26 protein-coding genes are annotated in these 25,444 nt (G+C 68.8%); 11 read left to right on the top strand and 15 right to left on the bottom strand.

The features are described 5' to 3' along the window. Nucleotides 1-79: 79 nt before the first annotated feature. From ASC70_RS19005 to def, 7 genes are all read left to right on the top strand, one after another. Nucleotides 80-1,915 carry a DNA polymerase III subunit gamma/tau gene (locus tag ASC70_RS19005; RefSeq protein ID WP_056053242.1) on the top strand — a complete coding sequence of 612 codons (1,836 nt, stop codon included), beginning with the start codon at nt 80-82 and terminating at the stop codon, nt 1,913-1,915. A gap of 116 nt (nt 1,916-2,031) precedes the next feature. Then, nucleotides 2,032-2,361: a YbaB/EbfC family nucleoid-associated protein gene (locus ASC70_RS19000; RefSeq protein WP_047406638.1), complete on the top strand. Its 330-nt coding sequence runs from the start codon at nt 2,032-2,034 to the stop codon at nt 2,359-2,361. A gap of 24 nt (nt 2,362-2,385) precedes the next feature. Continuing rightward, on the top strand, nt 2,386-2,823 hold the full coding sequence (locus ASC70_RS18995) for a nuclear transport factor 2 family protein (RefSeq protein ID WP_056053239.1): 438 nt from the start codon (nt 2,386-2,388) through the stop codon (nt 2,821-2,823). Beyond that, nucleotides 2,823-3,425 carry a recombination mediator RecR gene (gene recR, locus ASC70_RS18990; RefSeq protein ID WP_047406632.1) on the top strand — a complete coding sequence of 201 codons (603 nt, stop codon included), beginning with the start codon at nt 2,823-2,825 and terminating at the stop codon, nt 3,423-3,425. The genes ASC70_RS18995 and recR overlap by 1 nt, the downstream gene beginning before the upstream one ends. Nucleotides 3,426-3,536: 111 nt before the next feature. Then, nucleotides 3,537-3,689, top strand: coding sequence for a hypothetical protein (locus ASC70_RS24590; RefSeq protein WP_082009170.1), 153 nt, complete (start codon nt 3,537-3,539; stop codon nt 3,687-3,689). A gap of 67 nt (nt 3,690-3,756) precedes the next feature. Beyond that, nucleotides 3,757-5,055 (top strand): DNA recombination protein RmuC, encoded by a 1,299-nt coding sequence (rmuC, locus tag ASC70_RS18985; RefSeq protein WP_056053237.1) that lies wholly within the window; start codon nt 3,757-3,759, stop codon nt 5,053-5,055. Between the two features lie 8 nt (nt 5,056-5,063). Further along, the gene (gene def / locus ASC70_RS18980) at nt 5,064-5,585 is read left to right on the top strand and encodes a peptide deformylase (RefSeq protein WP_047406625.1); all 522 of its coding nucleotides are present in this window, start codon (nt 5,064-5,066) and stop codon (nt 5,583-5,585) included. Between the two features lie 22 nt (nt 5,586-5,607). On the opposite strand, the gene ASC70_RS18975 is transcribed toward def, so the two are convergent. Further along, complete coding sequence (locus ASC70_RS18975) at nt 5,608-6,306, bottom strand: FMN-dependent NADH-azoreductase (protein WP_056053702.1); 699 nt, start codon at nt 6,304-6,306, stop codon at nt 5,608-5,610. An 86-nt stretch (nt 6,307-6,392) separates the two neighbouring features. On the opposite strand from ASC70_RS18975, the gene ASC70_RS18970 reads away from it, so the two are divergent. Further along, nucleotides 6,393-7,292, top strand: a complete 900-nt coding sequence (locus ASC70_RS18970; protein WP_056053234.1) for a LysR substrate-binding domain-containing protein — start codon at nt 6,393-6,395, stop codon at nt 7,290-7,292. Here the strand turns inward: ASC70_RS18970 and ASC70_RS18965 are convergent. From ASC70_RS18965 to ASC70_RS18955, 3 genes are all read right to left on the bottom strand, one after another. Next, entirely contained in the window at nt 7,286-7,897 is a 612-nt protein-coding gene (locus ASC70_RS18965; protein WP_156400862.1) for a hypothetical protein, read from the bottom strand. The genes ASC70_RS18970 and ASC70_RS18965 overlap by 7 nt on opposite strands. Before the next feature lie 40 nt (nt 7,898-7,937). Next, nucleotides 7,938-8,417 carry a cupin domain-containing protein gene (locus ASC70_RS18960; protein WP_056053228.1) on the bottom strand — a complete coding sequence of 160 codons (480 nt, stop codon included), beginning with the start codon at nt 8,415-8,417 and terminating at the stop codon, nt 7,938-7,940. 61 nt (nt 8,418-8,478) lie between these two features. Continuing rightward, nucleotides 8,479-10,059, bottom strand: a complete 1,581-nt coding sequence (locus ASC70_RS18955; RefSeq protein WP_056053225.1) for a peroxidase family protein — start codon at nt 10,057-10,059, stop codon at nt 8,479-8,481. 108 nt (nt 10,060-10,167) lie between these two features. On the opposite strand from ASC70_RS18955, the gene dapE reads away from it, so the two are divergent. Beyond that, nucleotides 10,168-11,313, top strand: a complete 1,146-nt coding sequence (dapE, locus tag ASC70_RS18950) for a succinyl-diaminopimelate desuccinylase (RefSeq protein WP_056053222.1) — start codon at nt 10,168-10,170, stop codon at nt 11,311-11,313. 15 nt (nt 11,314-11,328) lie between these two features. Further along, nucleotides 11,329-12,249, top strand: coding sequence for a glutaminase (locus tag ASC70_RS18945; RefSeq protein ID WP_056053219.1), 921 nt, complete (start codon nt 11,329-11,331; stop codon nt 12,247-12,249). A gap of 103 nt (nt 12,250-12,352) precedes the next feature. Here the strand turns inward: ASC70_RS18945 and truA are convergent, their stop codons facing one another. Both truA and fmt read right to left on the bottom strand, forming a co-directional pair. Further along, nucleotides 12,353-13,111: a tRNA pseudouridine(38-40) synthase TruA gene (gene truA, locus ASC70_RS18940; RefSeq protein WP_056053216.1), complete on the bottom strand. Its 759-nt coding sequence runs from the start codon at nt 13,109-13,111 to the stop codon at nt 12,353-12,355. Continuing rightward, nucleotides 13,111-14,037 carry a methionyl-tRNA formyltransferase gene (gene fmt / locus ASC70_RS18935; RefSeq protein ID WP_056053213.1) on the bottom strand — a complete coding sequence of 309 codons (927 nt, stop codon included), beginning with the start codon at nt 14,035-14,037 and terminating at the stop codon, nt 13,111-13,113. Before fmt ends, truA begins: the two co-directional genes overlap by 1 nt. Nucleotides 14,038-14,092: 55 nt before the next feature. Here fmt and ASC70_RS18930 point away from each other — a divergent pair, with 55 nt between their 5' ends. Beyond that, a complete protein-coding gene (locus ASC70_RS18930) occupies nt 14,093-14,491 on the top strand; it encodes a cell surface protein (protein ID WP_082539545.1) in 399 nt (132 codons plus the stop codon). Nucleotides 14,492-14,624: 133 nt separating this feature from the next. Here the strand turns inward: ASC70_RS18930 and dapD are convergent, their stop codons facing one another. The 9 genes from dapD to ASC70_RS18885 form a co-directional block, all read right to left on the bottom strand. Further along, complete coding sequence (dapD, locus tag ASC70_RS18925; protein WP_056053209.1) at nt 14,625-15,473, bottom strand: 2,3,4,5-tetrahydropyridine-2,6-dicarboxylate N-succinyltransferase; 849 nt, start codon at nt 15,471-15,473, stop codon at nt 14,625-14,627. Then, the gene (locus ASC70_RS18920) at nt 15,470-16,135 is read right to left on the bottom strand and encodes a pyrimidine 5'-nucleotidase (protein ID WP_056053206.1); all 666 of its coding nucleotides are present in this window, start codon (nt 16,133-16,135) and stop codon (nt 15,470-15,472) included. The genes dapD and ASC70_RS18920 overlap by 4 nt, the downstream gene beginning before the upstream one ends. Then, on the bottom strand, nt 16,132-17,046 hold the full coding sequence (gene argB, locus ASC70_RS18915; RefSeq protein WP_056053203.1) for an acetylglutamate kinase: 915 nt from the start codon (nt 17,044-17,046) through the stop codon (nt 16,132-16,134). The genes ASC70_RS18920 and argB overlap by 4 nt, the downstream gene beginning before the upstream one ends. Before the next feature lie 100 nt (nt 17,047-17,146). Next, nucleotides 17,147-17,419 carry a SemiSWEET family sugar transporter gene (locus tag ASC70_RS18910; protein ID WP_056053200.1) on the bottom strand — a complete coding sequence of 91 codons (273 nt, stop codon included), beginning with the start codon at nt 17,417-17,419 and terminating at the stop codon, nt 17,147-17,149. A gap of 13 nt (nt 17,420-17,432) precedes the next feature. Further along, the gene (locus ASC70_RS18905; RefSeq protein ID WP_056053199.1) at nt 17,433-17,900 is read right to left on the bottom strand and encodes a response regulator; all 468 of its coding nucleotides are present in this window, start codon (nt 17,898-17,900) and stop codon (nt 17,433-17,435) included. Between the two features lie 18 nt (nt 17,901-17,918). After that, a complete protein-coding gene (locus ASC70_RS18900) occupies nt 17,919-19,025 on the bottom strand; it encodes a PAS domain-containing protein (RefSeq protein WP_056053197.1) in 1,107 nt (368 codons plus the stop codon). A gap of 185 nt (nt 19,026-19,210) precedes the next feature. After that, nucleotides 19,211-20,260 (bottom strand): sulfate ABC transporter substrate-binding protein, encoded by a 1,050-nt coding sequence (locus ASC70_RS18895; RefSeq protein ID WP_056053194.1) that lies wholly within the window; start codon nt 20,258-20,260, stop codon nt 19,211-19,213. Between the two features lie 115 nt (nt 20,261-20,375). Beyond that, a complete protein-coding gene (locus ASC70_RS18890; protein WP_056053191.1) occupies nt 20,376-21,836 on the bottom strand; it encodes an OprO/OprP family phosphate-selective porin in 1,461 nt (486 codons plus the stop codon). Nucleotides 21,837-22,096: 260 nt separating this feature from the next. Further along, nucleotides 22,097-25,354 (bottom strand): autotransporter outer membrane beta-barrel domain-containing protein, encoded by a 3,258-nt coding sequence (locus tag ASC70_RS18885; protein WP_082539546.1) that lies wholly within the window; start codon nt 25,352-25,354, stop codon nt 22,097-22,099. Nucleotides 25,355-25,444 lie beyond the last annotated feature (90 nt).

The following is a 25,444-nucleotide window of genomic DNA, read 5'->3' as shown; positions in this document are numbered from 1 at the left end:
CCCTAAAATCTGTCAGTAGAAGTACGGTCTGATCGGGCCGGGCCTTTTGCCGCGCGCTCCGCGCCACTACACTCGTCCCATGGCCGACCACGACGACCTCTCGACCGATTCCGCGCCGCCGTGGGACGAACCGCCCGCGGAAGAGCTTCCCGAGCGCGACGAGAACACCGCCGACATCTTCGGCGAGGCGCCCGCGCCGGCGCCCGTCGAGGCGGCGCGTCCTGTCGTCGAGACCCCGGTCGAGGGCGAGAAGGGCGACGCCTATACGGTGCTGGCGCGCAAATACCGCCCGCGCACCTTCGAGGACCTGATCGGCCAGGAGGCCATGGTCCGCACGCTGGCCAACGCCTTTTCCACCGGCCGCATCGCTCACGCCTTCATGCTCACCGGCGTCCGCGGGGTCGGCAAGACCACGACCGCGCGCCTGTTGGCCCGGGCTCTGAACTACGAGACCGACACCGTCAAAGGTCCCTCGGTCGACCTGACCGTCGAGGGCTACCACTGCCGCTCGATCATCGAAGGCCGGCACATGGACGTGCTGGAGCTGGACGCCGCGTCCCGCACCAAGGTCGACGAGATGCGCGAACTGCTGGACGGGGTGCGCTATGCCCCGGTCGAGGCGCGCTACAAGGTCTACATCATCGACGAAGTGCACATGCTGTCGACGGCGGCGTTCAACGCCCTGCTGAAGACGCTGGAAGAGCCGCCGCCGCACGCCAAGTTCATCTTCGCCACCACCGAGATCCGCAAGGTGCCGGTGACCATCCTGTCCCGCTGCCAGCGCTTCGACCTGCGCCGGGTCGAGCCGGACGTGCTGGTCAAGCACTTCGACCGCATCTCGGCCAAGGAAGGCGCGCGGATCGAGATGGACGCCCTGGCCCTGATCGCCCGCGCGGCCGAGGGCTCGGTGCGCGACGGCCTGTCGCTGCTGGACCAGGCCATCGTCCAGAGCGATCGCGGGGCCACGGTCACGGCGACCGTCGTCCGCGACATGCTCGGCCTGGCCGATCGCGGCCAGACCATCGCCCTGTTCGAACACGTGATGGGCGGCAAGACCAAGGACGCCCTCGAAGGTTTCCGCGCCCTGTGGGGCTTCGGGGCCGATCCGGCGGTGGTGATGCTCGACGTCCTCGACCACTGCCACGCCTCGGCGGTGTCCAAGGCCTTGGGGCCGGACGCTTTGTCGATGCCCAAGGAACAGGCCGCGCGCCTGGCCGCGATCGGGGCCCACACCTCGGCCGGCACGCTGTCGCGCCTGTGGCAGATGCTGCTGAAGGCCCATGACGAGGTGCGCCGCGCGCCCGACGCCATGGCCGCAGCCGAGATGGCCCTGATCCGCCTGTGCTACGCCGCCGACCTGCCCGGTCCCGAGGAGGCGTTGAAGGCTCTGCGCGACGGGACGCCCGTCGGCGGCGGGGGAGGCGGCGGCGTCTCCGTCGGCGGCGGCTCGTCCGGCGGCGGGGTCTCGGCCCAGGCGGTGAGCATGGCCGCGCCGGCGGCCCAGGCCATGCCGGTGCTGGCCTCGTTCGACGACGTGCTCGCCCTGATCGCCGCCCGGCGCGATATCGGCCTGCGGCTGGACGTCGAGCAATATGTCCGGCCGATCAGCTTCCGGCCTGGCGCCATCACCTTCGAGGCCGCCCCGGGCGCGCCCGGCAACTTGGCCGGTCGCCTGGTCCGCGCCCTGAAGGAGTGGACGGGCCAGCCTTGGCTCGTGGCCGCCGAGGGCGGCGGCGGGGCCGAGAGCATGATGGAGCGCCAGAAGCGCGAGGAGCGCGAGGCCCTGGCCGAGATCAAGCTGGATCCGTTCGTGGCCTCGGTGCTGTCGGCCTTCCCCGGCGCCGAGATCGTCGAGATCCGCAAGCTCCTCACCCCCGAGGCTCCGCCCCTGGAGCCGGACGAGGAAGAGGGCTGACCGTAAAAGCTGTCATCCCGGCCAAGCGCGCAGCGCGCCGAGCCGGGACCGCGGCAAGCGCCGGCGTATCCGGCGGTCCCGGCTTTCGCCGGGATGACACTGACTGGAGATTGGACATGAAAGACCTCGGCGGCCTGATGAAGCAGGCCCAGGCCATGCAGCAGAAACTGGCCGACGCCCAGGCGCGCCTGGCCGAGAGCACGGTCGAGGGGACCTCGGGCGGCGGCATGGTCACGGTGGTGCTGAAGGGCACGGGCGAGCTGGCCAAGGTGACGCTGGACGAGAGCCTGATCGAGCCGGGCGAGGGCGAGGTGATCGCCGACCTGGTCGTCGCCGCCCACGCCGACGCCAAGAAGAAGCTCGACGCCAAGCAGGCCCAGATGATGCAGGAAGCCGCCGGCCCGATGGCGGGCCTGATGGGCGGCATGCCGGGCATGAAGTTCTAGCTCGACGCCAGGGAGGGCTCGCGCATGAAGATCCGTTCGTTGCTGGCGGCCCTCGTTCTGGTCGGCGCGCCGGTCGCCGCCTGGGCGGAAACCTTGCCGCCCGACCTGGCCGCCGCCGCCCATGCCTATGACGAGGCCCAGGTCCATTCGGACCGCGCCGCGCTCGAGCGGCTGGTCGCCGACGACTATGTGCTGGTCAATGGCGCGGGGGCCGTCCAGTCCAAGGCCGACCTGATCCGCGATTACGTCACGCCCGGCTTCAAGCTCGATCCGTTCACGATCGAGGAGCCGGTCGAGAAGGTCCACGGCGACGTCGCCCTGCTCGGCGGGCGGGTCAACATGACCGGAACGGACGGCGGCCAGCGCTTCGCGCTGATGGTCCGCTTCGTCGACACCTGGGCCAAGCGCGACGGCCAGTGGCGGGTGATCTACAGCCAGGTCACCCGGGTCGCCAAACCCTGATGGCCGCCTCCGCCGGACCCGAGATCGAGCGCCTGATCGCCCTGCTGTCCAAGCTGCCGGGGCTGGGACCGCGCTCGGGCCGGCGCGCGGCCCTGGCGCTGCTGAAGAAGCGCGACACCCTGCTGGCGCCGCTGGCCCTGGCTATGGCCGAGGCCCAGGCCAAGGTCCGCACCTGCGGGGTCTGCGGCTCGCTGGACGTCACCGACCCCTGCGCCATCTGTTCGGACATGACCCGCGACCCGCGGCTGATCTGCGTGGTCGAGGAGGTCGGCTCGGTCTGGGCCATGGAGCGCGGCGGCTCGTTCAAGGGCCGCTACCATGTGCTGGGCGGGCTGTTGTCGGCGCTGGATGGGATGGGGCCGGAGTCCCTGCGGGTCGGGGAACTGGTCGCGCGGGTCGGGGATGGTCAGGTGTCCGAGGTGATCCTGGCCCTGCCGGCCACGGTCGACGGCCAGACGACCGCCCACTATCTCGCCGACCGCCTGGCGCCGACCGCCGTGCCGGTGACCATGCTGGCGCGCGGGGTGCCGGTCGGCGGCGACCTTGACTGGCTCGACGACGGCACGATCGCCCAGGCCCTGCGCGCCCGGCGTCCGGCCTGAGGGAATTCGTGGGGTGACGCCGGAATCTGGCTGACAGTCTCGCTTTCCCGCGCCAAGGTCCGCCCAGCCGCGTTCGACGGATTGTCGGCGCGTGAGTGGAGGGACAAAATCATGAGCACGCCCGAAGACAAGGCTCCCGAAGCCGAGACCGAAGCCCCGCACGTCGCCAAGGTCGGCGTCGTGGACAAAGGTCACAACGTCACCAGCTTCAACGACGAGCCGATCAACGGCCTGATCGCCGACCTCGCGGACGGCGACGCCTGATCCGGTGGCGGCCGGACGACCGTCCGGCCGCCTTCCGCTCCGAGCCGACTCCGGCTAAGAACGGAGCATGAACTTTTCTGATCCGTTCCTGATCCTGGCCCCAATCCTGGCCATCGTCTTCGCCCTGGCCGCCGTCGCCTGCGCCCTGTGGGCGCTCGCCTCTCAGCGCCGCGCCGCCAAGGCCGAGGCGCAGGCCTGGATGCTGAACGAGCGCGTGGCCCAGGCCGAGGAGCGCGCCCGCCTCCTGGAAGATCAGACCGCCACCCAGATCGAGCTGATCCGCGCCCAGGCCGCCCAGAGCGCCAACGCCGTGGCCGAACAGCTGATCAAGCGGGCCGACGAGAACGCCAAGAGCCGGGATCAACTGACCCAGGCCCGCCTCGAAGCCCAGCTGAAGCCGGTCGCCGAGACCCTGGCCAAGTTCGAGGCCCAGGTCACCGCCGTCGAGAAGGCGCGCGCCGAAGAGTCCGGGGGGCTCAAGGCTCAGATCGCCGCCCTGCTCGAGGCCTCGACCGCCACCCAGGCCGAGGCCCGCAAGCTGTCGGCCGCGCTGCGTCGCGGGGCGGGCGTCCAGGGCCGCTGGGGCGAACAGACCTTGCGCAACGTGCTGGAGGCCGCTGGCCTCAACAGCCGCTTCGACTTCCAGGAGCAGTTCAGCGTCGACACCGACGAGGGCCGCCGCCGCCCCGACGTCAAGGTCACCTTGCCGGGGGGCGGCGTGTTCGTGATCGACGCCAAATGCTCGCTGAACGCCTTCCTGGAGTCACAGGAGGCCACCGACGAGGTCCTGCGCGAGGCCGCCATGGTCCGCCACGCCGCCAGCGTCCGCGCCCACATGCAGAGCCTGTCGTCCAAGGCCTATTGGGACCAGTTCGCGGGCGAGGGTTCGCCGGACTTCGTGGCCATGTTCGTGCCCGGCGACGGCTTCCTGGCCGCGGCCCTGGACCGGCTGCCCGAGCTGATGGCCGAGGCCATGGACCGCCGGGTGGTGCTGGTCACCCCGACCACCCTGTTCGCGCTCTGCAAGGCCGTCGCCTATGGCTGGCGGGCCGAGGACCAGGCCAAGAACGCCGCCCGCATCGTCGAGGTCGGCCGCGAGCTCTACAAGCGCGTCTCGGTCATGGGCGCCCACGCCGGGGCCATGGGCAAGGCGCTGGAAAGCGCCGTGGGCAAGTACAACCAGTTTGTCGGTTCGCTGGAGAGCCAGGTCCTGACCCAGGCCCGCCGCTTCGAGGAGCTGTCGGTCGACCACGAGGGCAAGGAGATCGCCGAGCCGGCGCCGGTGGAGCAGGGGGTCCGGCCGCTCACCAAGCTGGCGGTGGGACAATCCCCCACCTTGACGCTCGGAAATGAGACGCTTACCTGACCAATATCATGGCTATCCGTCGCATCCTCACCGTCGATAACGCCGCCGACCTGGCGACGCTGAAGAAGATCTCCACCCCGGTGGAGGTCGTCACCGACGAGCTGCGCGTCCTGATGGATGACATGCTGGAGACCATGTACGACGCCCCGGGCATCGGCCTGGCCGCCGTGCAGGTGGGCGAGCCCGTGCGGATCATCGTCATGGACCTGGCGCGCGAGGGCGAGGAGCCGGCGCCGCGCTACTTCGTCAATCCCGAGATCCTGTCGACCTCGGAAGAGGTCCTCGGCTACGAGGAAGGCTGCCTGTCGGTGCCGGAATATTTCGACGAGGTCGAGCGCCCGTCGAAGGTCACCGTCCGCTACATGACCTACCAGGGCGAGACGGTCGTCGAGGAGGCCGAGGGCCTGTTCGCCGTCTGCATCCAGCACGAGATGGACCACCTGGAAGGCGTCCTGTTCATCGACCACCTTTCGCGCCTGCGCCGCGACCGCGCCATGGCCAAGGTGAAGAAGGCGCGCCGGGCGGCTTAAGGCCTCGACGCGCCTCCGGCCGTCAGGCGACCCGCGCCCGGTCCACGTCTCTTTCCGCCACGATCCTCTTCGCCAGCGCATCGACGCTCGCCTCGGCGTCGCGGAGCGAGGCCGCGAGGCGGTCGTCGGCGAACTCGTCGTACTCGACCGCTACCGTTCGCGTGTCCGTGACGCCGAGGTAGGCCAGGGGCTTGGCCAGGCTGGGGATCACAAGCTCCAAGTCCGCGATCCGTTCGCCGGCGTCATAGCCGTGGTCGCCGCGCGCCGTCAGGATGACGAGGGTCTTGCCCTGTCCCGCCAGCATCGGCCAGTACGGCTCGCCTTCCCGCGCGCGATCGAAGCCGAAGGTCAGGCCGACGCGAACGATGTTGTCGATCCAGGCCTTCAGCTGGGCCGGCGGGCCGAAATTGTACATCGGCGCCCCGATGACGATGATGTCCGCGGCCTTGAGCTCGGCGACCAGGGTGTCGCTCTCGCCCAGGACCTCGCGCATCCACGGCTCGCGCGCCGCCGGCGGGGCGAAGGCGGCCTGGATCCATTCGCCGCTCACCGGACGCGGCGGCCGGGCCCCGATATCGCGATAGAGCACCGCGTCCTCGGGGCGTAGGGTGCGCCACGCCTCCATGAACCGGTGGGTGAGCCGGCGGGTGTGCGAGCCATGGCGGCTGTCGCCGGAACGTCCCGAGCGGGCGCTGGCGTCGATTTGAAGAACCGTGGTCATGGCGAACTCCAAGGCTGACATGAAATCATCTCGGAAAGCGTTCTGAACGCGTGACGTCGGACTGACGAACGCGTAATCGTCAAGCCATGGATGAGATCAATTCATTCACGCGCCGCCGTCTGCCGCTGGGCGCCCTGCGCGCCTTCGAGGCCGCCGCGCGACTGGAGAGTTTTCGCCTGGCCGCCGACGAACTGGGCGTGACGCCGACGGCGATCAGCCACCGCATCCGCGATCTGGAAGGGACGCTGGGCCTAAAGCTGTTCGAGCGCCACGTCCGCCGTGTCGCCCTCACCGCGCCGGGGCGGCGATTGTTCCCCGTGCTGCGCGACGGCTTCGACGGCTTCGCCGAGGCGCTGCGAGCCCTGAAGCCCGACGACGGCGACAAGACGGTCACGCTCTCGGTCCTGGTCGCTTTCGCGGCGCGTCTTCTGCTGCCGCGCATGGCCGATTTCCGGCGGATGCATCCCGATCTTCAGCTGCGGCTGCATGCGTCAGACGATCCGGTCGACCTACGCTCCGGCGTGGCGGACCTGGCGATCCGCTACGGCTACGGGCCCTTCCCGGGCTTGGTCGCCGAGCCGCTTTATGTCGAGAGTTTCGCGCCGGTTTGCAGTCCCAAGCTAGGCCTGACCTCGCTGGGCGACCTGCGCGGCCAGACCCTTCTGCACGCCGAGTGGCGTCATCCCGCCGCCGACACCCCGACCTGGGCGCGCTGGGCGCAGATGAGCGGCCTGGCGGATCTCGACACCACCCCGCGCCTGACCTTCACCGACGACAGCCAGGCGATCCAGGCGGCGGTGGCGGGCTTGGGCGTGGCCATGGCCAGCCTGGGCTTGGTGCGCGACGAGCTGGCTTCGGGCCTGCTGGTCCAGCCGTTCGAGGCGGTGATCCAGGGGCGGCCCTATCACTTGCTGCGGCTGCCGACCGCCTCGCCGGCCGTGATCGCGGTCCACGACTGGCTGCTCGAGCTGCGAAGCCCTCAATAGGGCCGCATGATCTCCACCTCGTCCTGGGCGGTCGAGAGCTTCGATCGCAGGTCGTAGGCGCCGGCGATGTAGGGCTGCTTGGCCCGCCAGCAGGTTTCCAGCGCCTTCGAGCTGGCCCGCCACCAGCGAGACACCGGCCCCATCAGGTCGCGCCGGAGCACCAGGTCACCCATGCGTCCGCCTGCTGGCGGGCCGATCAGGGTGACTTCCGGGACGTCGCTGACCCAGCCGCGCGGCTCGGTGTCGAGACCGGCCATGGCGATCGGCGGAAGGCGGCCGATCTCGGCGATCGCTTTCTCCAGCGCCGGACAGGTGCGCCCGTCGATCCAGTCGTGTCGGAAGGTCACCACGCCGACGTTCTGATCCCGTCGCCGACGTTCCATCACCCATACGGGCTCGGGACCCTCGCCGATCCGATGGAAGACCACGGCCTCGTCGACGAAGATTCCCAGGCCGCCGCCTTGCTGCTTGACCCTGTAGGGCTGCGACACCTTGAGGGAGGGGACTTCAGTAGAGGCGATCGACGGCGCGATCTGCCTCGCGGGAGCTTGCGCCGCCGAAGCGGGAAGTGCGGCGAGCAGAACGAGCACAACCAGATTTCGCATGGGATCAACCTAGGCGATGGCCAAGGCGCGTCAACGGGCGCTAGCGTTTCCGCCCCTGATCGGTCTCGTACGGTGTTCCGTCCCGATGCCGGTAGGTCCCGTCTCCGTCGCGCAGCACCAGGTCGATGTCGGGATAGTCGCAGCCGTCCTCGTCCGGCTTGCGCGAGCCGATCTCCAGCAGCAGTACGTCGCGGTCCGAGCGGTTCTGGAAGTGGTGGCCGTTGGCGACGCCGGCCTTGAAGCCCGCGCAGTCGCCGGCCCGCATCACGGTCTCGCCGTCGTTGTCGACCAGCACCACCTCGCCCTCGACCACCCAGGTGAACTCGTCCTCGGCCGTGTGCCAGTGGCGCTGGCTGGACCAGGCGCCGGGCGGCAGGCGCAGCAGGTTGACGCCGAACTGGTCGAGGCCGACGGCGTCGCCCAGCTTGGTGCGGTGGCGTTGCAGGCATGGCGTGTCGAACGGCGCCGGATAGGCCGTGCCGACGCGCGTCGGGGCGGTGGTCAGGTCGATCTTGGGCAAGGGCGTCTCCTCCGCCCCGCAGTTAAGCACGCGCGCCGCCGGTCTCAACCGGGCAAGAGCCTCAGCCCACTCGCTGCACCTTGGCGTCGCGCTTCCAGTCGGGCCGGGTCATGCCGACGAAGGCCTGGCCAGGGTCGGCGCCGTTACGGACCAGCAGGTCGCGCAGGGTGCGGGCTGACTCGATGGCGGCGACACCCTCGGCGGTGAAGGCCGCGAGCTTGTTCTTCTCGTCGCCCCAGATGTTCCGCGACAGCAGCGGATTGGTCAGGGCCTGGGAGAAGGCGTCGATGGCCACCATGCGCAGGATCAGCGGCGGCAGCGGCGCGTTGGCGGCGGTGTCCTCGGCGAACAGGCCGACATAGAACTCGACCTTATCGACATCGCCGTACAGCGACTTGAGCTTGTCGGCGACGCCGGGGCGGGTGCTGATCTGCTCGAAGGCGGTCACCGGCTTCATGCCCATGGCCGCGCGATAGGCGTTGTAGGGCGCGATCCGGTTCAGGCGGGCCTGGTCGATGGCTCGCGCCTCGACGCTCTGCAGGTAGTCGGCGGTGTTGCCGGCCCCCAGCAGCGCCGCCGGCTGGGCGCTCATCCAGGCATAGGCCTTGGCCAGGCCGTGGCCGGTCAGCTGCTCGCCGGCGAAGCGCAGGTTGGCGGTCTTGAGCGGCTGTCCGGCCCAGACGATGTCCTCCGACACCAGCGAGTGCCAGCGATAGAGCAGGCTGAACTCGGCGGTGATCCAGTTGGGCTTGTTCCACGGCCGCCTCCAGCCGTCGCTGGGATCGGCCAGCAGGCGGATGCGCGAGGGCGAGATGTGGTTGATGTACTCCTCGACCACCAGCTTGATGTAGAGCACGATCACCACGTTGCGGGCCGTCTCGAAGATCCGGTCGTCGTCCCAGTCCGGATGGGCTGCGGCGATCACGCCGGCCAGGCGGTTGTGCTCACGCAGCAGCAGCGTCCCCATCATCATCGTGCCGACCGACGAATTGGCCCGGTCGCCGCCCAGAGCGAACAGCTGACGCTTGATCGCCAGCGGCGTGTCGCCGTCGACCCCCAGCGGCGGATCCAGGTCCACGAACTCGGCCAGGGTCACGCCTTGGACGTCGTAGAGCGCCGGCGGATATTCCTCGCCATTGACCCATTGCGACTTCAGGCGGCCGCGCTGGGCGCTCGACCTCAGGCGCAGGGCGTTGGTCTGCGCCTCGGTGCGGCCGTAGAGGGTGCAGAGGTCGATCTCGTGGTTGGAGGTGGTGCGGCGGCGGTCCTCGCGGTCGTTGAACACCATGGTGCGGATGAAGCCGTCGGTCAGGTACTGGGCGAAGGCCGGAAACAGCATGGTCGACTTCGGGCAGTGGGTCTGCGGCGCGCCGTCCGGCCGCGCGAACACGGCGGTCGTCAGTTCGGCGCTCGGGAGCGGACCGAGATCGACCGCGGCCAGCTGGCGGGCGCTGTAGGTGCGGTCGGTCAGGGCCGCCCAGCTGATGTAGTCGGTCTTGGTGCTCCAGGGATGCGGGCGCGGCCGGGTCTCGCTAACGATGCCATTGATCAGCAGGCCGCTGACGAAGCGGTGAAAGGCGGGCCAGCGCTCGGTTAGCCAGGCGATGACCGGCTCCAGAGCCGCGATGATCCAAGCCAGCATTGTCGTGACCCTCCCCGTCTCGATTGAATTCACCCATAGCACAGCTCTGGCGGGAATTCGTCGCCGATCGATTTGCGTCCCTCCGATGAGCGGCCTAAAGGCTGGGCCATGACCAGCCCCGCCCTCGATCCGATCGATCTCGCCCAGGCCCTGATCCGCCGCCCGTCGGTGACGCCGGCCGACGAGGGCGCGATGGACGTGCTGCAACGGCGGCTGGAAGGTCTCGGATTCAGCTGCCGGCGCATGAAGTTCGGCGAGATCGAGAACCTCTATGCCCGCCGCGGGACGGCCCGGCCCAACCTCTGCTTCGCCGGCCATACCGACGTGGTGCCGGTGGGCGACGACGCGGCCTGGACCGCCGGCCCGTTCGAGGCCGAGATCAAGGACGGGGTCCTGTACGGTCGCGGCGCGGTCGACATGAAGAGCGCCATCGCCGCCTTTGTCGCCGCCGTGTCGAAGGTCCCCGAGCACGCCGGCTCGATCAGCTTCCTGATCACCGGCGACGAGGAGGGCGTGGCCGAGGACGGCACCGTCAAGGTCGTCCAGGCCCTGGCCGCCGAGGGCGAGATCATCGACCATTGCATCGTCGGCGAGCCGACCAGCGCCAACCTGCTGGGCGACATGGTCAAGATCGGCCGGCGCGGCAGCATCAACGCCTGGATCGCCGTCGACGGGAAGCAGGGCCACGTGGCCTATCCGCACCGTGCGGCCAATCCGATCCCGGTGATGGTCGACATCCTCTCGCGCCTGCAGAGCCGGGTGCTGGACGAAGGCTATACCGGCTTCCAGCCGTCGAACCTGGAGGTGACCACGGTCGACGTCGGCAACACCGCCACCAACGTCATTCCCGCCTCGGCCAAGGCCCGGATCAACATCCGCTTCAACCCGGCCCACCAGGGCAGGGACCTGGCGGCCTGGATCGAGCAGGAGTGCCGCGAGGCCGCCGAGGGGTTCTCGGGCCGGGTCGAAGCGCTCTGCAAGATCAGCGGCGAGGCCTTCCTGACCGCGCCGGGCGCTTTCACCGACGTGATCGTGGCCGCGGTCGGCGACGCCACCGGCCGCGTGCCGGAGCTGTCGACGACCGGCGGCACCAGCGACGCGCGGTTCATTCGCAGCCTGTGCCCGGTGGTCGAGTTCGGCCTGGTCGGCTCGACCATGCACCAGGTCGACGAGCGTGTGCCGGTCGAGGAGGTCCGCCAGCTGGCTGGCGCCTACGAGGCGCTGATCAACCGCTACTTCGCGGCCTTCGCTTAAGGGCGGGGCGTCGGCATGAAGGCGCTCTCGATCCCCGACGTGCTGGCCGAGGTGGCGGTGCTGGTTAAGCCGCACTTCGGCAAGGGCCGCCCGGCCGACTACATCCCGCAACTGGCGGGCGTGCCGGGCACGAAGTTCGGCATGGCCGTGCGGACGGTGACCGGCGACGAGCACGTGATCGGCGACGCCGACGAAGGCTTCTCGGTCCAGAGCATCACCAAGGTCTTCGCCCTGGGCCTGGCCCTGAACCGCCTGGGCGACGAGACCTGGACCCGCGTGGGCAAGGAGCCGTCGGGCACGCCGTTCAACCACCTGTCGCTGCTGGAGGCCGAGCAGGGCGTGCCGCGCAACCCGTTCATCAACGCCGGCGCCCTGGCGGTCACCGACGTGCTGCTGGATGTCACCCGCGACCCGGCCGCCCTGGTCCGCGACTTCGCCGGCTTCCTGGCGGACGAGCGGCTGGAGATCGACCCGACCGTGGCGGCTTCGGAGCTGGCCCACGCCTGGCAGAACCGCGCCATCGCCAACCTGATGCGCGCCAAGGGCACGATCACCCACGATCCGGAGGCCGTGGTCGCCGCCTATTGCCGCCAATGCGCCCTGACCATGAGCTGCCGCCAGCTGGCCCGCGCCTTCCTGCCCTTGGCGGCCGGCGGCTTTTCACCCGTGGCCCAGGAGACGGTGTTTCCCGAGCGCCTGACCCGGCGGCTGAACGCCCTGCTGCTGACCTGCGGCATCTATGACAGCGTCGGCAGCTTCGCCTATCGCGTCGGCCTGCCGGCCAAGAGCGGCGTGGGCGGCGGCATCGTCGCGGTCGTGCCGGGCAAGGCGACGATCGCGGTGTGGTCGCCGGAGCTGGATCGGTTCGGCACCTCGGTGGTCGGCACGGCGGCGCTGGAGGCGTTCAGCCAGATCACGAACTGTTCGGTGCTGTAGGGGCGGCCACTTGCCCCCTCCGCGCCTTCGGCGCTCCTCCCCCGGAGGGGGAAGAAGGATCACCTTCCGCCCGCCTTTGGGGGCGGACGACCCGCGAAGCGGGTCAGGTGGGGGGAGTGATCTCGCCATACCCCACGCCGACCAGATACAGTCCATCCGCCGGCGCCACCGGCCCACAGGCTCGGCGATCCTTCGCCTCCAGCGCGGCCTTCACGTCGTCCGGCGTCCACCGCCCGGCGCCGACCTCGACCAATGTCCCGGTCATCGACCGCACCTGGCGATGCAGGAAGGACCGCGCCTCGAAGTCGAGGTGGATCTCCTCACCGACCTGTCGCACCCGGGCGACGTCGAGGGTCTTCAGCGGGCTCTTGGCCTGGCAATGCATGTCGCGGAAGGTGGTGAAGTCGTGCAGGCCGACCAGGTGCCGGGCGGCGACGTGCATGGCCTCGGCGTCCAAGTCCTTCTTCACGTGCCAGACCTTGCCCTTGTCCAGGGCTGGTGGGGCGCGGCGGTTGAGAATCCGGTAGAGATAGCGGCGCTCATTGGCCGAGAAACGGGCGTGCCAGCCCTCCTCGGCGACTTCGGCCGACAGGATCGACACCGCCTCGCGGGTCAGGTGGGCGTTGAGGGCGTTGAACACCGTCTGAGCCGGCCAGTCGCGCTCGAGGTCGACATGCACCACCTGGCCGGTGGCGTGGACGCCGGTGTCGGTGCGGCCAGCGGCGGCGATGCGCACGTCCTGACCGGTGAAGGCCTTGACCGCAGCCTCGATCGCGCCCTGCACCGACGGCAGCACGGCCTGGGCCTGGAAGCCCGAATAGGGCCGGCCGTCATACTCGACGAGGAGGCGATAGCGGGGCATCAGCCGAGCACGGTTCCAGCGGCGATCGGGAAACCGCGCGTGAACACGTCGGCGTCCTGCACACCCTTGCCTTCGCGCTGGGCCTTCAGGAGGCGGATAGAGCCCTCACCGCAGGCGATCAGCAGGTCGTCGTCGAGCAACTGGCCGGGCGCGCCGTCCTGATCTTCCAGGCGCGACAGCAGGGCTTTCACCCGCACGGGACCCTTCTCGGACGGCGCCTCGAACCAGGCCCCGGGGAATGGCGAGAGGCCGCGGATGTGGGCGTCGACCTCGGCGGCGGGACGGGTCCAGTCGATGCGGGCTTCGGCGGACTTGATCTTCTTGGCGTAGGTCACGCCGTCCTCGGCCTGGGGCGTCTCGCGGACTCCGCCGCGCTCGACGGCGGCCAGGGCCACGGGCAGCAGGCGCGCGCCGACGGCGGCCAGCTTGTCGTGCAGGCTTCCGGCGGTCTCCAACCTGTCGATCCGCACCTGCTCGGACATCAGGATCGGGCCTTCGTCGAGGCCTTCGCTCATCCGCATGACCTGGACGCCCGTAATCGGGTCGCCGGCCATGATCGCTCGCTGGATCGGCGCGGCGCCCCTCCACCGGGGCAGCAGCGAGGCGTGCAGGTTGAAGCAGCCGTATCGAGGGGCGTCCAGCACCGCCTTGACCAGGATCTGGCCAAAGGCGACCACGACGGCGGCGTCGAGGTCCAGGGCCTGGAAGGCTTCGATCTCTTCGGGCGTCTTCATCGAGGCCGGCGTGCGGACGGGAAGGCCCAGGCCCTCGGCGAAGGCGTGGACCGGCGAGGGCTTCAGTTCCTGGCCGCGCCCACGTGGCGCCGGGGGCTGGGAATAGACGCAGGCGATCTCGTGGCCCGAGGCGACGAGTTCGGCGAGGCAGGTGACGGCGAAATCGGGGGTGCCGAGAAAGGCGATGCGCATGGCGGGGGTTTAGACGGCCTGAGCCTTTCCGAAAAGCGGAGTCGGAACCTTGGCCATGGGGGGCCGTTATTCAGCGGACTTATTGAGGAGCACGACCATGCGTTCCAAGCTGCTGATCGCCGCCGCCGTCGCCACACTGGGCTTGGCCGCCTGTTCGAAGGAGCACGCCAAGGAAGTGGGCGAAGGCGCCAAGGCCGCCGCCGCCGACGTCAAGGACGCCGCCCACGCCATCGCCAACGACCCCGACGTCAAGGAAGCGGGTACGGCGATCAAGGAAAGCACCAAGGAAACCGCCGCCGACTTGAAGGAAGCCGCCGGCGAAGCGACTGACAAGGCTCAGGAGCTCGGCGACAAGGCCGGCGACAAGGCCAAGGAAGCCGGCTCGGACCTGAAGAAGGACGTCAAGGAAGGCGCCGCCGACACCAAGAAGCAGGTGCACGAGGCGACGAAGTAGGCGCGTAGATCCTCCCCCGTGTAACGGGGGAGGTGGCCCGGAGGGCCGGAGGGGGCCTGCTCGGCCGATGTCCAGCTTACCCCCTCCGTCGGCTCCGCCGACACCTCCCCCGCGGCGCGGGGAGGATCAATAATCAGTCCCGCAGCAGGTCGTTGATGCTGGTCTTCGACCGCGTCTGCGCGTCCACGGTCTTGACGATCACCGCGCAGTAGAGGCCGGGGCCGCCGTTCTTGTCAGGCAGGTTGCCCGGCACCACGACGCTGTAGGGCGGCACCTTGCCGATGTGGATCTCGCCCGTCTTGCGGTCGACGATCTTGGTCGAGGCGCTGATGAACACGCCCATCGACAGCACCGAGCCCTCGCCGACGATCACGCCCTCGACCACTTCCGAACGGGCGCCGACGAAGCAGTTGTCCTCGATGATGGTCGGATTGGCCTGCAGGGGCTCCAGCACGCCGCCGATGCCGACACCGCCCGACAGGTGGACGTTCTTGCCGATCTGGGCGCACGAGCCGACCGTCACCCAGGTGTCGACCATCGTGCCTTCGTCGACGAAGCCGCCGATGTTCACGAACGACGGCATCAGGATGACGTTCTTGCCGATGTGAGCGCCGCGGCGGACGATGGCGCCGGGCACGGCGCGGAAGCCGCCGGCCTCGAACTGCGGAGCGTCCCAGCCATCGAACTTGTTGGCCACCTTGTCCCACCAGGGACCGACGCCGCCGCCCAGCGAGCCGGCGCGCATGACGGTGTTGGGGTTCAGGCGGAACGACAGCAGCACGGCTTTCTTCAGCCACTGGTGCGTGGTCCATTCGCCGTCGATCTTCTCGGAGACTCGGGCCTTGCCGCTGTCGAGCAGCAGCAGGGCTTCGTCGACGGCGGTGCGCACGGGGCCGGTCGTGGCGGCCGAGACGTCGGCGCGGGCTTCCCAGGCGGCTTCGATCTCGGTTTGCAGGTCTGAAAGGCTCACGGCGGCGGTCATGCTGGGCTTCCTTGCAGGCGGGCCGAGTTCAGGAACTCAGGCAGGTCGTTGGTGCGGAAATGGACGTGTTCCGAGGTCGAGTCCGCGGCGTGCGGCCCGACCAGGATGGTGGTCATGCCCAGACGCGCGGCGGGGACGAGGTTCTTCTCGCTGTCCTCGAAGAAGGCGGTCATCGGCGGGTCGATGGCGTGCAGCTTGGTGATCCTGTCGAAGGTCGCCAGCGCCGGCTTGGGCAAGTAGTCCGCCGTCTCGATCGCGAACACCTCGGAGAACAGATCGCGCAGGTTCAGGTGCTTCAGCACCCGCTCGGCGTGACCTAGCGACCCGTTGGTGAAGATCAGCCGCCGGCCGGGCAAGCGGGCGATCGCGTCACGAAGGGCCGGGTCTGGCGCCAGACGGTCCATCGAGACGTCGTGCACCTCGTCCAGAAACGCCTTGGGCTCGATGCCGTGGTTGGCCATCAGCCCCGCCAGGGTGGTGCCGTGCTCCTGGAAATAGCTGTGCTGCAGCACCCGGGCCTCGTCGCGGGGCAGGCCGGTCTCGCGCGCCACGAAATCGGTCATCTTGGCCTCGATCAGCCCCATGAACTCGCTTTCCAGCGGATAGAGGGTGTTGTCGAGGTCGAACAGCCAGGTGTCGACGTGGGAAAGGTCGGCGCTCATCGGGAGATGAGCGTACCCGCGCCGTGTTCGCTGAACAGCTCGACCAGCATGGCGTGCGGCCGGCGGCCGTCCAGGATGACCACGGCCTCGACGCCCGATTCCACGGCGTGGATGGCGTTCTCCAGCTTGGGGATCATGCCGCCGGTGGCCACGCCGGTGTCGATCAGCGCGCGGGCTTCCTCCAGCGTCATCTGGCGGATCAGGTCGCCATTGGCGTCGAGCACGCCCTTGATGTCGGTCAGCATCAGCATCCGCTTGGCCTTCAGGGCGCCCGCGAGGGCGCCGGCCACGGTGTCGGCGTTGATGTTGAAGGTCTCGCCCTCGGTCGAGACGCCGATCGGGGCGATCACCGGGATGTAGTCGGTTTCCGAGGTCAGCAGGGCCTGGATGATGTGCGGGTCGATCTTGGTCGGTTCGCCCACGAAGCCCAGGTCGATGACCTGCTCGATGTTGCTGTCGGGGTCCTTGCGCGTGCGGGTCACCCTTTCGGCGGTGATCAGGCGCGCGTCCTTGCCCGACAGGCCCACGCCGCGCACGTCGGCCTCGGCGCCGGCCTGGGTGATCCAGTTGGCGATTTCCTTGTTGATCGCGCCCGACAGGACCATCTCGGCCACTTCCATCGTGGCTTCGTCGGTGACGCGCAGGCCGTCCACGAAGGTCGACTTGACGCCGGCCTTGTCGAGCATGCGGCTGATCTGCGGACCGCCGCCGTGCACGACCACCGGATGGACGCCCAAGAGCTTCAGCAGCACCGCGTCGGCGGCGAAGACCTTGGCCACCTCTTCCTGGCCCATGGCGTGGCCGCCGTATTTGATCACGACCGTCTCGCGGTCGTAGATCTGGATATAGGGCAGGGCCTCGGCCAGGGTCTTGGCGGTGGCCCAGCCGGCTTCCTCGGCGGCGTCGTTCAAGGCGGCTGTCCCTCAGGCGAAATTTGGGAAGGGAAATAGGCGGCGCCTCGATAGCGGACCCCGCCCCCCCTGTCACGCAAAAGGGTCCCGGAAGAGCGCCTTAGCCTCGGCGGTCGAACCGCCACTTCATGGCCAGCACCGCGCCCGACATCAGCAGGCAGGCGATGTTGGAGGCGATCACCGGCCAGGCGCGGATCAGCAGGCCGTAGACGATCCAGCACGAGAAGCCGGCCACGGTGACGACATAGGTCCGCAGCGAGACGGACGAGGCGTCCTTCTCGGTCCAGATCTTGACGATCTGCGGGGCGAAGCTGGTGATCGAGAGCAGGGCGGCGGCGGTCCCGACCACCGCGGCCGCGGGCGGGACGGCCATCGGGCGATCCCCCTCAGGCGATCTTGGGCAGCACGTCGCTCAAACCCCAGAGCTCGGCATAGGCCGGCGCCAGTGTCAGGCCTACCGGAACCGGGCCGGGAGCCTGTCCCTGCTGCAGGCAGTAGCGCAGGTATGAGAGCGCCGTCTTCACCCCGTGCTCGGAATAGGGCTTGCCGATCACCCCGCATGCGCCGGCGAAGTCGTCCGGTAGGCGCTTGACGTTGGCGGTCATGAACAGGGCGACGCCGCCGCAATCGCGGGAGATCTTGCGCGCCACCTCGACGCCGGTCGGGCCGTCGCTGAGGTGGACGTCCACGAGGGCGAGGTCGGGATGCAGCTTTTCGGCGAGGTCGACGGCTTCGTCGGAACTCATGGCGCAGCCGAGCGAGTGGCAACCCACTTCCTCGATCAAATGTTCGAGTTCGATCGCGAGGAGCATCTCGTCCTCAACGATCAGAACATCGAGCGCACGCCCGGTCATACGAAACTTGTCCTTACCTCAATGCGCGCCGTTCACAGGCAGCAGAACGATTACGCGAGTGCCAGGTTCCGCATCGGTGGTCTCCCATTTCGCTTTCAACTGCTGGCAGAGCAGCTGAACGATGGTGAGACCGAAGCCGGACGGTCTGTTGTCCCTATCCATGCCAACGCCGTTGTCGGTGATTTCGATCCGAAATTCACCGTCCTGGCGAGCGACGCCGACCAGGATCCGCCCCCCATGACCTTCCGGGAAGCCGTGACGCAGGGCGTTGGTCAGCAGTTCGTTGATCACCAGGGCGAACGGGGCGGCCTTGGAGGCGGCGATGTCGACCCGCTCCAGGTCCAGTTGCACCGCGATGTCGTCGCGCATGGCCGAGCCCATCAGGTCGGCGACCATGTCGCGGATGAAGGCCGAGACGTCGAAACGCTCGACGTCCTCGCTCTGGAACAGGCGGCGATGGACGGTGGCGATGGCGTTGACGCGGCCCAGCATGCCTTTCAGCGAGGCCTTCAGCGTGGGGTCGGTCACCCGCCGGTTCTGCAACAGCAGCAGGCTGGAGATGAGCTGCAGGTTGTTCTTCACCCGATGGTCCACCTCGTGGAGCAGGGCGGTCTTCTGCTCCAGGGCCAGGGTCAGCTCATGGGTGCGCGCCTCGACCAACTGTTCCAGGTCGTCACGGCGGTCGCGGACACGGACCTCGGCGGCCTTCTTGTCGGTGACGTCCAGCAGCGAGGCGAAAAAATAGACGACCTCGCCGGCGCCGTTGCGGACCGGCGAAAGGGAGAGCGCGTTCCAGAAGCTCGAGCCGTCCTTGCGGTAGTTCAGCAGCTCGACGGAAAGGTCCTGGCCGGCGGCGACGGCCTCGCGGAGGGCCGAAACGGCTTGGGGGTCGGCGCCAGGGCCTTGCAGGAAGCGGCAGTTGCGGCCGATCACCTCGTCGCGGTCATAGCCGGTCAGTTTCAGGAAGGCGTCGTTGGCGAAGATGATCGGGTCGTCGGCCTGGGTGGCGTCGGTGACCAACATCGCCACATGGGTGGCGCGGATCGCGGCGGCGAAGGGGTCGTCGACCCCATGACCGGCGGCCAGACGGTCGCCGGCGCGTCGTGCTTCCGAATAGTCGTTCATGCGTACGGTCAAGCTCCCACCACCCCGTGGACGCTCAACGTACCCGATGATGTCGAGTTCCCAACATAGGATACGGAAACGGCGGGAACTCGCTGGAGTCCCCGCCGACAATCGGCCCGCGGGCCGCCGCCGCGCTCTCCAAGATCCGCCTGTGCTTCCCGGAACGGACGGATCTCAGCGGAGCGTCACTTGGGCTGGTAGATCTTGTCGAACAGGCCGCCGTCGGCGAAGTGCGTGGCCTGGGCCTTCTTCCAGCCGCCGAACGTGTCGTCGATGGTCACCAACGGGATCTGCTTGAACTTGCTGGCGTACTTGGCCGCCACCGCGGCGTTGCGCGGGCGGTAGTAGTTCTTGGCGATCAGCTCTTGGGCCAGCGGGCTGTACAGGAAGTTCAGATAGCCCTCGGCGATGGTGCGGGTCTTGTGGCGGTCGACGTTCTTGTCGACCAGCGCCACCGGCGGCTCGGCCAGGATCGACAGCGACGGATAGACGATGTCGAACTTGCCCGGCAGCTCCTCCTGGGCGAGGTAGGCCTCGTTCTCCCAGGCCAGCAGCACGTCGCCCAGGCCGCGTTGGGTGAAGCTGGTCGTCGCGCCGCGGGCGCCGGTGTCCAGCACGGGCACGTGGTCGAACAGGGTCTTCAGGAAAGCCTCGGCCTTGGCGGGGTTGCCGCCCGGCTGCTTCAGGGCCCAGGCCCAGGCGGCGAGGTAGTTCCAGCGCGCGCCGCCCGAGGTCTTCGGGTTGGGGGTGATCACGTCGATCCCCGGCTTCACCAGGTCGCCCCAGTCCTTGATCTTCCAAGGGTTGCCCTTGCGGACCAGGAAGACGATCGTTGAGGTGTAGGGCGTGGAGTTCTGCGGCAGGCGCGACTGCCAGTTGGCCGGCAGCAGCTTGGCCTTGGCGGCGATCTCGTCGATGTCGTAGGCCAGGGCCAGGGTGACGACGTCGGCCTGCAGGCCGTCGATCACCGAGCGGGCCTGCTTGCCCGAGCCGCCGTGACTCTGGTTGATCACCAGGGTCTGGCCGACCTTTTCCTTCCAGTACTTGGCGTAGGCGGCATTGATGTCCTTGTAGAGCTCGCGCGTCGGATCGTAGCTGACGTTGAGCAGGGTGATGGTCTTGCCCGCCTGGGCCGCCGCCAGGCCTGGGACCGCGCCCGCCGCCAAGGCCGCGGCGCCCGCGCCGGCGCCGGCCAGCAGGCCACGGCGGGTCGGAGCCTTGATGATGTCACTCATGGGACGATCCTTTCTGGAGGGTCTTTCGCAGCGACGGGTCTGCGCGGCGGTCTTGAAAAAGAGAAGGGGCCGCCCGCTTCCGGGACTTCGCCTCGGCGGCGGGCGGCTCCGGTAGCTAGAACGCGAACTGGCTGCGGAGGTTGACCGCCTGGTAGCTCTGGCTGAGCGGCAGCAGGCCGCCGGCGGGGTCCTTGCGGTCGACGTCGACGTCCAGATAATCGACCGAGAACTTGGTCACCGAATTGGGGAACCAGTTCAGGCCCACTGTCCAGATGGTCTGTTCGCCGCCGCGCACGCGATCGCCGGCCAGGGCCGCGTTCTCGTGGTGATTCAGGTCCAGAACCGAGTAGCGGCCGGCCAGTTCCCAGGCGCCCCACTTGTGGGCCTTGGGATCGAACGGATTGGCGATGGCCGGGGCGTCGAACGCGAAGTTGTTGGCGTTGTACTTGCGGGCCTCGCCCGTCAGCACCCAGCCGCCTTCCACGTACCAGCCGGTGAACTTGGGATCGCTGACGCCGGCGGCCGGATTGCGGCGGTCGATCTTGTAGTCGAAGTACTCGCCCTGGATCAGCAGGTTTTTCTTCTGGGCGGCCAGTTCCAGGCCGTAATGGCGGGCGCCCTCGGCGTCGATGGCGCCGGTGGTGACCAACTGCTGGCCGTCGACGCGCAGTTCCGGACGGTCCTGCAGGGTGACGTTGTAGGCGCCGGTCAGGGCGGTGCTCTGGGCCGGCGTCGCCACGACGCTGGCGTTGGCGCCGACATGGATCAGCCAATCAAGGCCCTTGGCCGGGACAAAGGCGAAGCGGCCGAGATAGCCGAGCTGCTCGTCGAAGGTCTGGCCGTCGCCGGCCTTGGCGCCGGTGACCGCGCCCGACAGCAGCCAGCGCTCGCGGACGACCTGGCCTTGCAGGGCGATGCGGCGGTCGGCGCCGGCCAGGCTGCGGGCGGCTTCGGCCGAGGACGGCCGTTCCGGGAACAACGAGCCGTTGGTCGAGGCCGCGTCCTCCAATCCCAGGTTCGGGGCATAGGCGCCGACTCGGATCTTGAACGGGGCGTAGTTGTATTGGACGTACAGTTCCTGCAGCTGGCCGGCGCCGTCGGTGCCCGCGCCGCCGAAGTCCAGCAGGATCGAGTAGTCGAAGTTCTTGGCGAACTTGCCGTCGACGCCCAGGCGGGCGCGGCGGAAGTTGGTGCCGTTGTTCAGGTCCCGGGCGTTGCCGAGCACGGCCGGCAGGCCCTTGTCCTGATAGTACTGGGCGGCGTCCAGCTGCATCACGCCATGCAGCGTGGCGCTGTAGGCCCCGTCGCCCGAGGCGATCGTCGGCTTGGCGCCGGCGATGCTGACGGTCGTGGCGCTCTGGACCGTACGGACATCCTTGAAGCTGGCGGCCGTGGCGGCCTTCAGGTCGGCGACCTGCTGCTGCAGGGTCGAGAGCTGGGCTTCGAGGGCGGCGATACGCGCGGCGGCGTCTTGCGGCGACGCGGGCGCGGTCTGGGCCGCGGCGGCGCCGGCGGTGGCCAGCAGGGAGACGCCCGCGATCAGCGCGGTGCGAAAGGCGGTCTTGGTCTTGATCATGTGTAGTCCCCTCTCGGCGCCGCTGAGCGGGGCCGACCTGCCGAGCTAGGGAAAACGATTATTCCTAGCTCCGAAATAGAGATTAGGGAAACCGGCCTTGAGTTTTTCTGGAGGCGCGGCGAAATGTCGCGAAAATCGCTGCGAAACTTCCATCAAATCAGACGCTTAAACGGTTAAAGATCCGTGCACGGAAAAGGCCGCCCCGGTTTCCCGAGGCGGCCTTTCGTATTTCCAGCGCTCAAGTGAGAGGCTTCAGCCTCTTAGAACATCGCCCGGCCAGCCAGGCGCAGGTTGTAGCGCTTCTGCTTCTTGGCGGCTTCGACACCGCCCTCGATGGCCAGGTAGGACATCGGGGTGCCGGCCCGCAGCGCGAAGCCGGCGGTCAGGGCGCCGTCCTTGTCGTCCATGGCGGCCAGGGTGAACGGGTTGCCGCTCTTGAAGCGGGCGACCGTGTCGCCGACCGAACCGGCCAAGGTCTGACGATAGCCGACCCGCACTTCCGGGCGCCACCAGACGTTCTTGCCGAAGTCGGCGCCGAACACCACGCCCAGCTCGCCGCTGAGGTTGCTGGAGGTGCGCTTGTCGACGGTGAGGTCGAAGCCGTCGCCGCCGCCCTTTTCCGCGCGCTTGCCCTCACGCAGCCAGACATAGTCCAGGCGGCCTTCGGGGCGGGCGAAGAAGCGGCCGAGCTTCTGTTCGTAGGCCACGCCGGCATAGGCGTTGGCGGTGAGGCCCTTCCAGTCGGCGTTGTTCTTCAGGACGAGGTCGGACACGCCGTCGCCATTGGTGTCCGGGGCGATGAAGCGGCGGTCGCCCTGGAAGAAGCCGTAGCCCACGCCGCCGCCGGTGTTGAAGCGCCAGCCGCCGACCGAACGACGCCAGTAGGCGCCGGTCTGGACGAACGAGGCGGTGGTCTGCTCGCCGACCTTGGCGACGGTGTCGTGCTCTTCGACGCTGACATAGGCCAGGGTCAGGCCCAGGGCCCCGCCCGCGTCGCCCATGGCCTCGTAGCCGGCCACGAAGCCGAACGCCTGGGTGTCAGACCCCAGGGTCTGGTCGGTGTCGCGGCGGGTCAGCGAGTTGATCTCCTGCACCCACACGCTGTCCGGCCCGTAGCGGTCGCCCGGATCGGGGCGGAACATCGTGGCGGCCGAGACCTGCTGGTTGACCGACTGCAGGGCCGCGAACAGGCCCTCGCCCTGGTCGGGCAGCATCTGGTCGTAGACGTCGCGGAAGCCGTCGCGGGTGCTCTGGTTCAGGAAGTTCGCGGCCAGGGTCGAATCGGTCCCCAGCGCGGCGAACACGGCGTCGTAGGCCGAGGTTTCGGCCTTGTTGAAGCCGATCTCGGCGGCCGAGCGGCGACGGACGTCGATATAGACGTTGTTGGCGTCGGCGCGGCTGGTGGCCACGTACAGGTACGGCGACTCGGCCAGCAGACCGTTGCCGATCGTGCCGACGCTGATGTTCGAGCCCTGGATCACCGTGAAGGTGGTCGGCTGCTTGACCAAGTTGGCCAGGCGGATGCCCAGCTCGGCGCCGGTGGCGATGTTGGTGGCGCCCGAGACGACCAGCTTGGTGTTCGCGCCGGCGGCCGGGTCGGCCGAGAACAGCAGCTTGGCCTTGCTGCCGACGGTCAGGCTGGAGACGTTGATGGCGTCGGTGTTGACGATGCCCAGGCTGCCGTTGGCCACGGCGATGTCGAGCTTGCCGTCGCTGTCGCTCAGCTTGCCCAGCGCGACCGCGCCGCCGTCGATCGACAGGCGGTCCTGGCCCGCGCCGAACGACATCGCACCCAGCAGGCTGCCGCTCCACAGGTTCAGGGTGTCGTTGCCGCCGCCGAACAGCACGTCGCCGATGGTGCTGGGCGCCGCGGTCGTCGAGGTGGCGTCAGCGCTGGTGACGGTGTCGGTCGTGGGGAAGGTGGTGGTCGACGCGAAGTCGACCGGGCCTGACTGGGTATAGGTCACGCCGGAATTGTTGGCCCGCAGGTCCAGGGCGATCGCTTGACCGCTGGTCGTGACGGTGGCGGCCGTGCCGTCCTGCTTGAAGGTCGGGGCGCTCAGCAGGGCGCGGATCGTGCCGGTGTTGGTGATCGTCTTCAGGGTTCCGGCCTGGTCGAGGATCGCCACCGCATTGCCCGTTTCGCCGGTGCGCGAGGCGCTGATGCCGCCGGTGTTGCGGATGCTGGTGTTGGTCGAGCCCGCGCCGAGCACGATGCCGCGCGCATTGGCGGTGACGCCCGACGCCGCATAGGACGACGACGTCGTGACGATCGTGCCGCGGTTCAGGATCTCGTTGGCGGTCGCGCCCGAGTTCAGGATCACGCCGGTCGCGTCGGCTTCGAAGGTGGTGGCCGAGATCTGGCCGTCGTTGCGCACGCCGCCGGCGATCGTCGTCGTGCGGCCGCCGCCGGCGCCGACCGACAGGCCGGTGGCCGAGACGCCGTTATAGATCCCCGACGCGCCGATCGAGCCCTTGGCGACCAGGCCGTAGGCGTTGTCGCCGGTCCCGACCGCGCCGAGCGTAACGTTCTGGTTGGCCGAGCCGATCTGCAGGGCGGGAGCCGAGCCGTAGACGCTGATGCTCGACGTGCCGGTGGTGCTGGAGGTGATCGTGGTGGTGGTGGTGACGCCGTCTGTTCCGACCTTCGTCGAATAGTTGACGCCCTGCAGCAGCACCCCGCCGGTCACGTCGCCGGCGATGCGCACGGCCGAGCCGCCTTGCAGCAGGTCGTCGGCGTCCAGCTTGTTCAGCGCGTCGACCGTGGTCGGCCGCGAGGTGTAGCGATAGCCGGTCGCGCTGGTCGAGCCTTGCAGGACCAGAGGGCCGGTGATGTTCGAATCGATGGCTTGAGCGACCGCGCCCAGGCCCTGGACGTTGATCGCGCCGCCCATGGTCACCTTGCCGGTGACCGGCGCGGCGATCCGCACGCCATAGGCGTTATCGCCGGTGACGCTGATGCTGCCCAGGTTGGTGACGTTGCCGACGATCGGGCCTTCCAGCAGCATGCCGGCCGAGTTGTTGCCCTCGATGCTGATCACGCCGGTCGCGTCGCTGACGATGTCGCCGGTGAAGGTGCCGGCATTGGTCAGTCGGATGCCGACGCGGTTGCTGCCCTGGGCGAACACGCCGTCCAGGTCGCCGTCCGAGTCGGTGTCGGTGGGCGTGTAGTCCTCGAGCAGCGAGATCGTGGCGGAATTGAGCAGCGAACCGGTCCGGCCGCCGATGATCAGCACGCCGACGCCGTCGTTGACCCCGGTGGTCCCGATGGTCCCGAGATTCGTGACCTTGTTGTTGCTGTCGATCGTGACGAGCGCGCCAGGCGTCGTCGGCTTGATCGAGCCGTCGGCGGTGATGCGGATGTCATCCGCCGCCGTGCCCGTCGCGGTGCTGGTCGCGATGGGCGTCGTGCGCGCGGTGGAGACCGAGGTTTCCGCCGACGCGGCGAAAGCCATGGCCAGAAGAGGAGCGGCCGCGACCGTCGCGACCAGGACCTTGCGCTGCATTACGAACGACACCTCGATAGAAACCCGCGCACTTAATTCCGGTCACGATGCGGCGAAAATGCGGTGAGTCCCGCTCGCGACACGTACTAAGGCGCCAACCGT

This window comes from Caulobacter sp. Root343 (assembly GCF_001425745.1).
Lineage (GTDB): Bacteria > Pseudomonadota > Alphaproteobacteria > Caulobacterales > Caulobacteraceae > Caulobacter.
This window is presented reverse-complemented; position numbering and strand designations above follow the sequence as displayed.

Bases quoted from the DNA above. Each gene is read 5' to 3' on its own strand.
- ASC70_RS18890 (WP_056053191.1), bottom strand. From the start codon at position 21,836: ATGATCAAGACCAAGACCGCCTTTCGCACCGCGCTGATCGCGGGCGTC.
- truA (WP_056053216.1), bottom strand. From the start codon at position 13,111: ATGCCCCGCTATCGCCTCCTCGTCGAGTATGACGGCCGGCCCTATTCG.
- ASC70_RS19005 (WP_056053242.1), top strand. From the start codon at position 80: ATGGCCGACCACGACGACCTCTCGACCGATTCCGCGCCGCCGTGGGAC.
- ASC70_RS19000 (WP_047406638.1), top strand. From the start codon at position 2,032: ATGAAAGACCTCGGCGGCCTGATGAAGCAGGCCCAGGCCATGCAGCAG.
- rmuC (WP_056053237.1), top strand. From the start codon at position 3,757: ATGAACTTTTCTGATCCGTTCCTGATCCTGGCCCCAATCCTGGCCATC.
- dapD (WP_056053209.1), bottom strand. From the start codon at position 15,473: ATGACCGCCGCCGTGAGCCTTTCAGACCTGCAAACCGAGATCGAAGCC.
- fmt (WP_056053213.1), bottom strand. From the start codon at position 14,037: ATGCGCATCGCCTTTCTCGGCACCCCCGATTTCGCCGTCACCTGCCTC.
- dapE (WP_056053222.1), top strand. From the start codon at position 10,168: ATGACCAGCCCCGCCCTCGATCCGATCGATCTCGCCCAGGCCCTGATC.
- ASC70_RS18900 (WP_056053197.1), bottom strand. From the start codon at position 19,025: ATGAACGACTATTCGGAAGCACGACGCGCCGGCGACCGTCTGGCCGCC.
- ASC70_RS18905 (WP_056053199.1), bottom strand. From the start codon at position 17,900: ATGACCGGGCGTGCGCTCGATGTTCTGATCGTTGAGGACGAGATGCTC.
- recR (WP_047406632.1), top strand. From the start codon at position 2,823: ATGGCCGCCTCCGCCGGACCCGAGATCGAGCGCCTGATCGCCCTGCTG.
- ASC70_RS18930 (WP_082539545.1), top strand. From the start codon at position 14,093: ATGGGGGGCCGTTATTCAGCGGACTTATTGAGGAGCACGACCATGCGT.
- ASC70_RS18895 (WP_056053194.1), bottom strand. From the start codon at position 20,260: ATGAGTGACATCATCAAGGCTCCGACCCGCCGTGGCCTGCTGGCCGGC.
- ASC70_RS18995 (WP_056053239.1), top strand. From the start codon at position 2,386: ATGAAGATCCGTTCGTTGCTGGCGGCCCTCGTTCTGGTCGGCGCGCCG.
- ASC70_RS18970 (WP_056053234.1), top strand. From the start codon at position 6,393: ATGGATGAGATCAATTCATTCACGCGCCGCCGTCTGCCGCTGGGCGCC.
- def (WP_047406625.1), top strand. From the start codon at position 5,064: ATGGCTATCCGTCGCATCCTCACCGTCGATAACGCCGCCGACCTGGCG.
- ASC70_RS18910 (WP_056053200.1), bottom strand. From the start codon at position 17,419: ATGGCCGTCCCGCCCGCGGCCGCGGTGGTCGGGACCGCCGCCGCCCTG.
- ASC70_RS18975 (WP_056053702.1), bottom strand. From the start codon at position 6,306: ATGACCACGGTTCTTCAAATCGACGCCAGCGCCCGCTCGGGACGTTCC.
- ASC70_RS24590 (WP_082009170.1), top strand. From the start codon at position 3,537: ATGAGCACGCCCGAAGACAAGGCTCCCGAAGCCGAGACCGAAGCCCCG.
- ASC70_RS18945 (WP_056053219.1), top strand. From the start codon at position 11,329: ATGAAGGCGCTCTCGATCCCCGACGTGCTGGCCGAGGTGGCGGTGCTG.
- ASC70_RS18965 (WP_156400862.1), bottom strand. From the start codon at position 7,897: ATGCGAAATCTGGTTGTGCTCGTTCTGCTCGCCGCACTTCCCGCTTCG.
- ASC70_RS18920 (WP_056053206.1), bottom strand. From the start codon at position 16,135: ATGAGCGCCGACCTTTCCCACGTCGACACCTGGCTGTTCGACCTCGAC.
- ASC70_RS18955 (WP_056053225.1), bottom strand. From the start codon at position 10,059: ATGCTGGCTTGGATCATCGCGGCTCTGGAGCCGGTCATCGCCTGGCTA.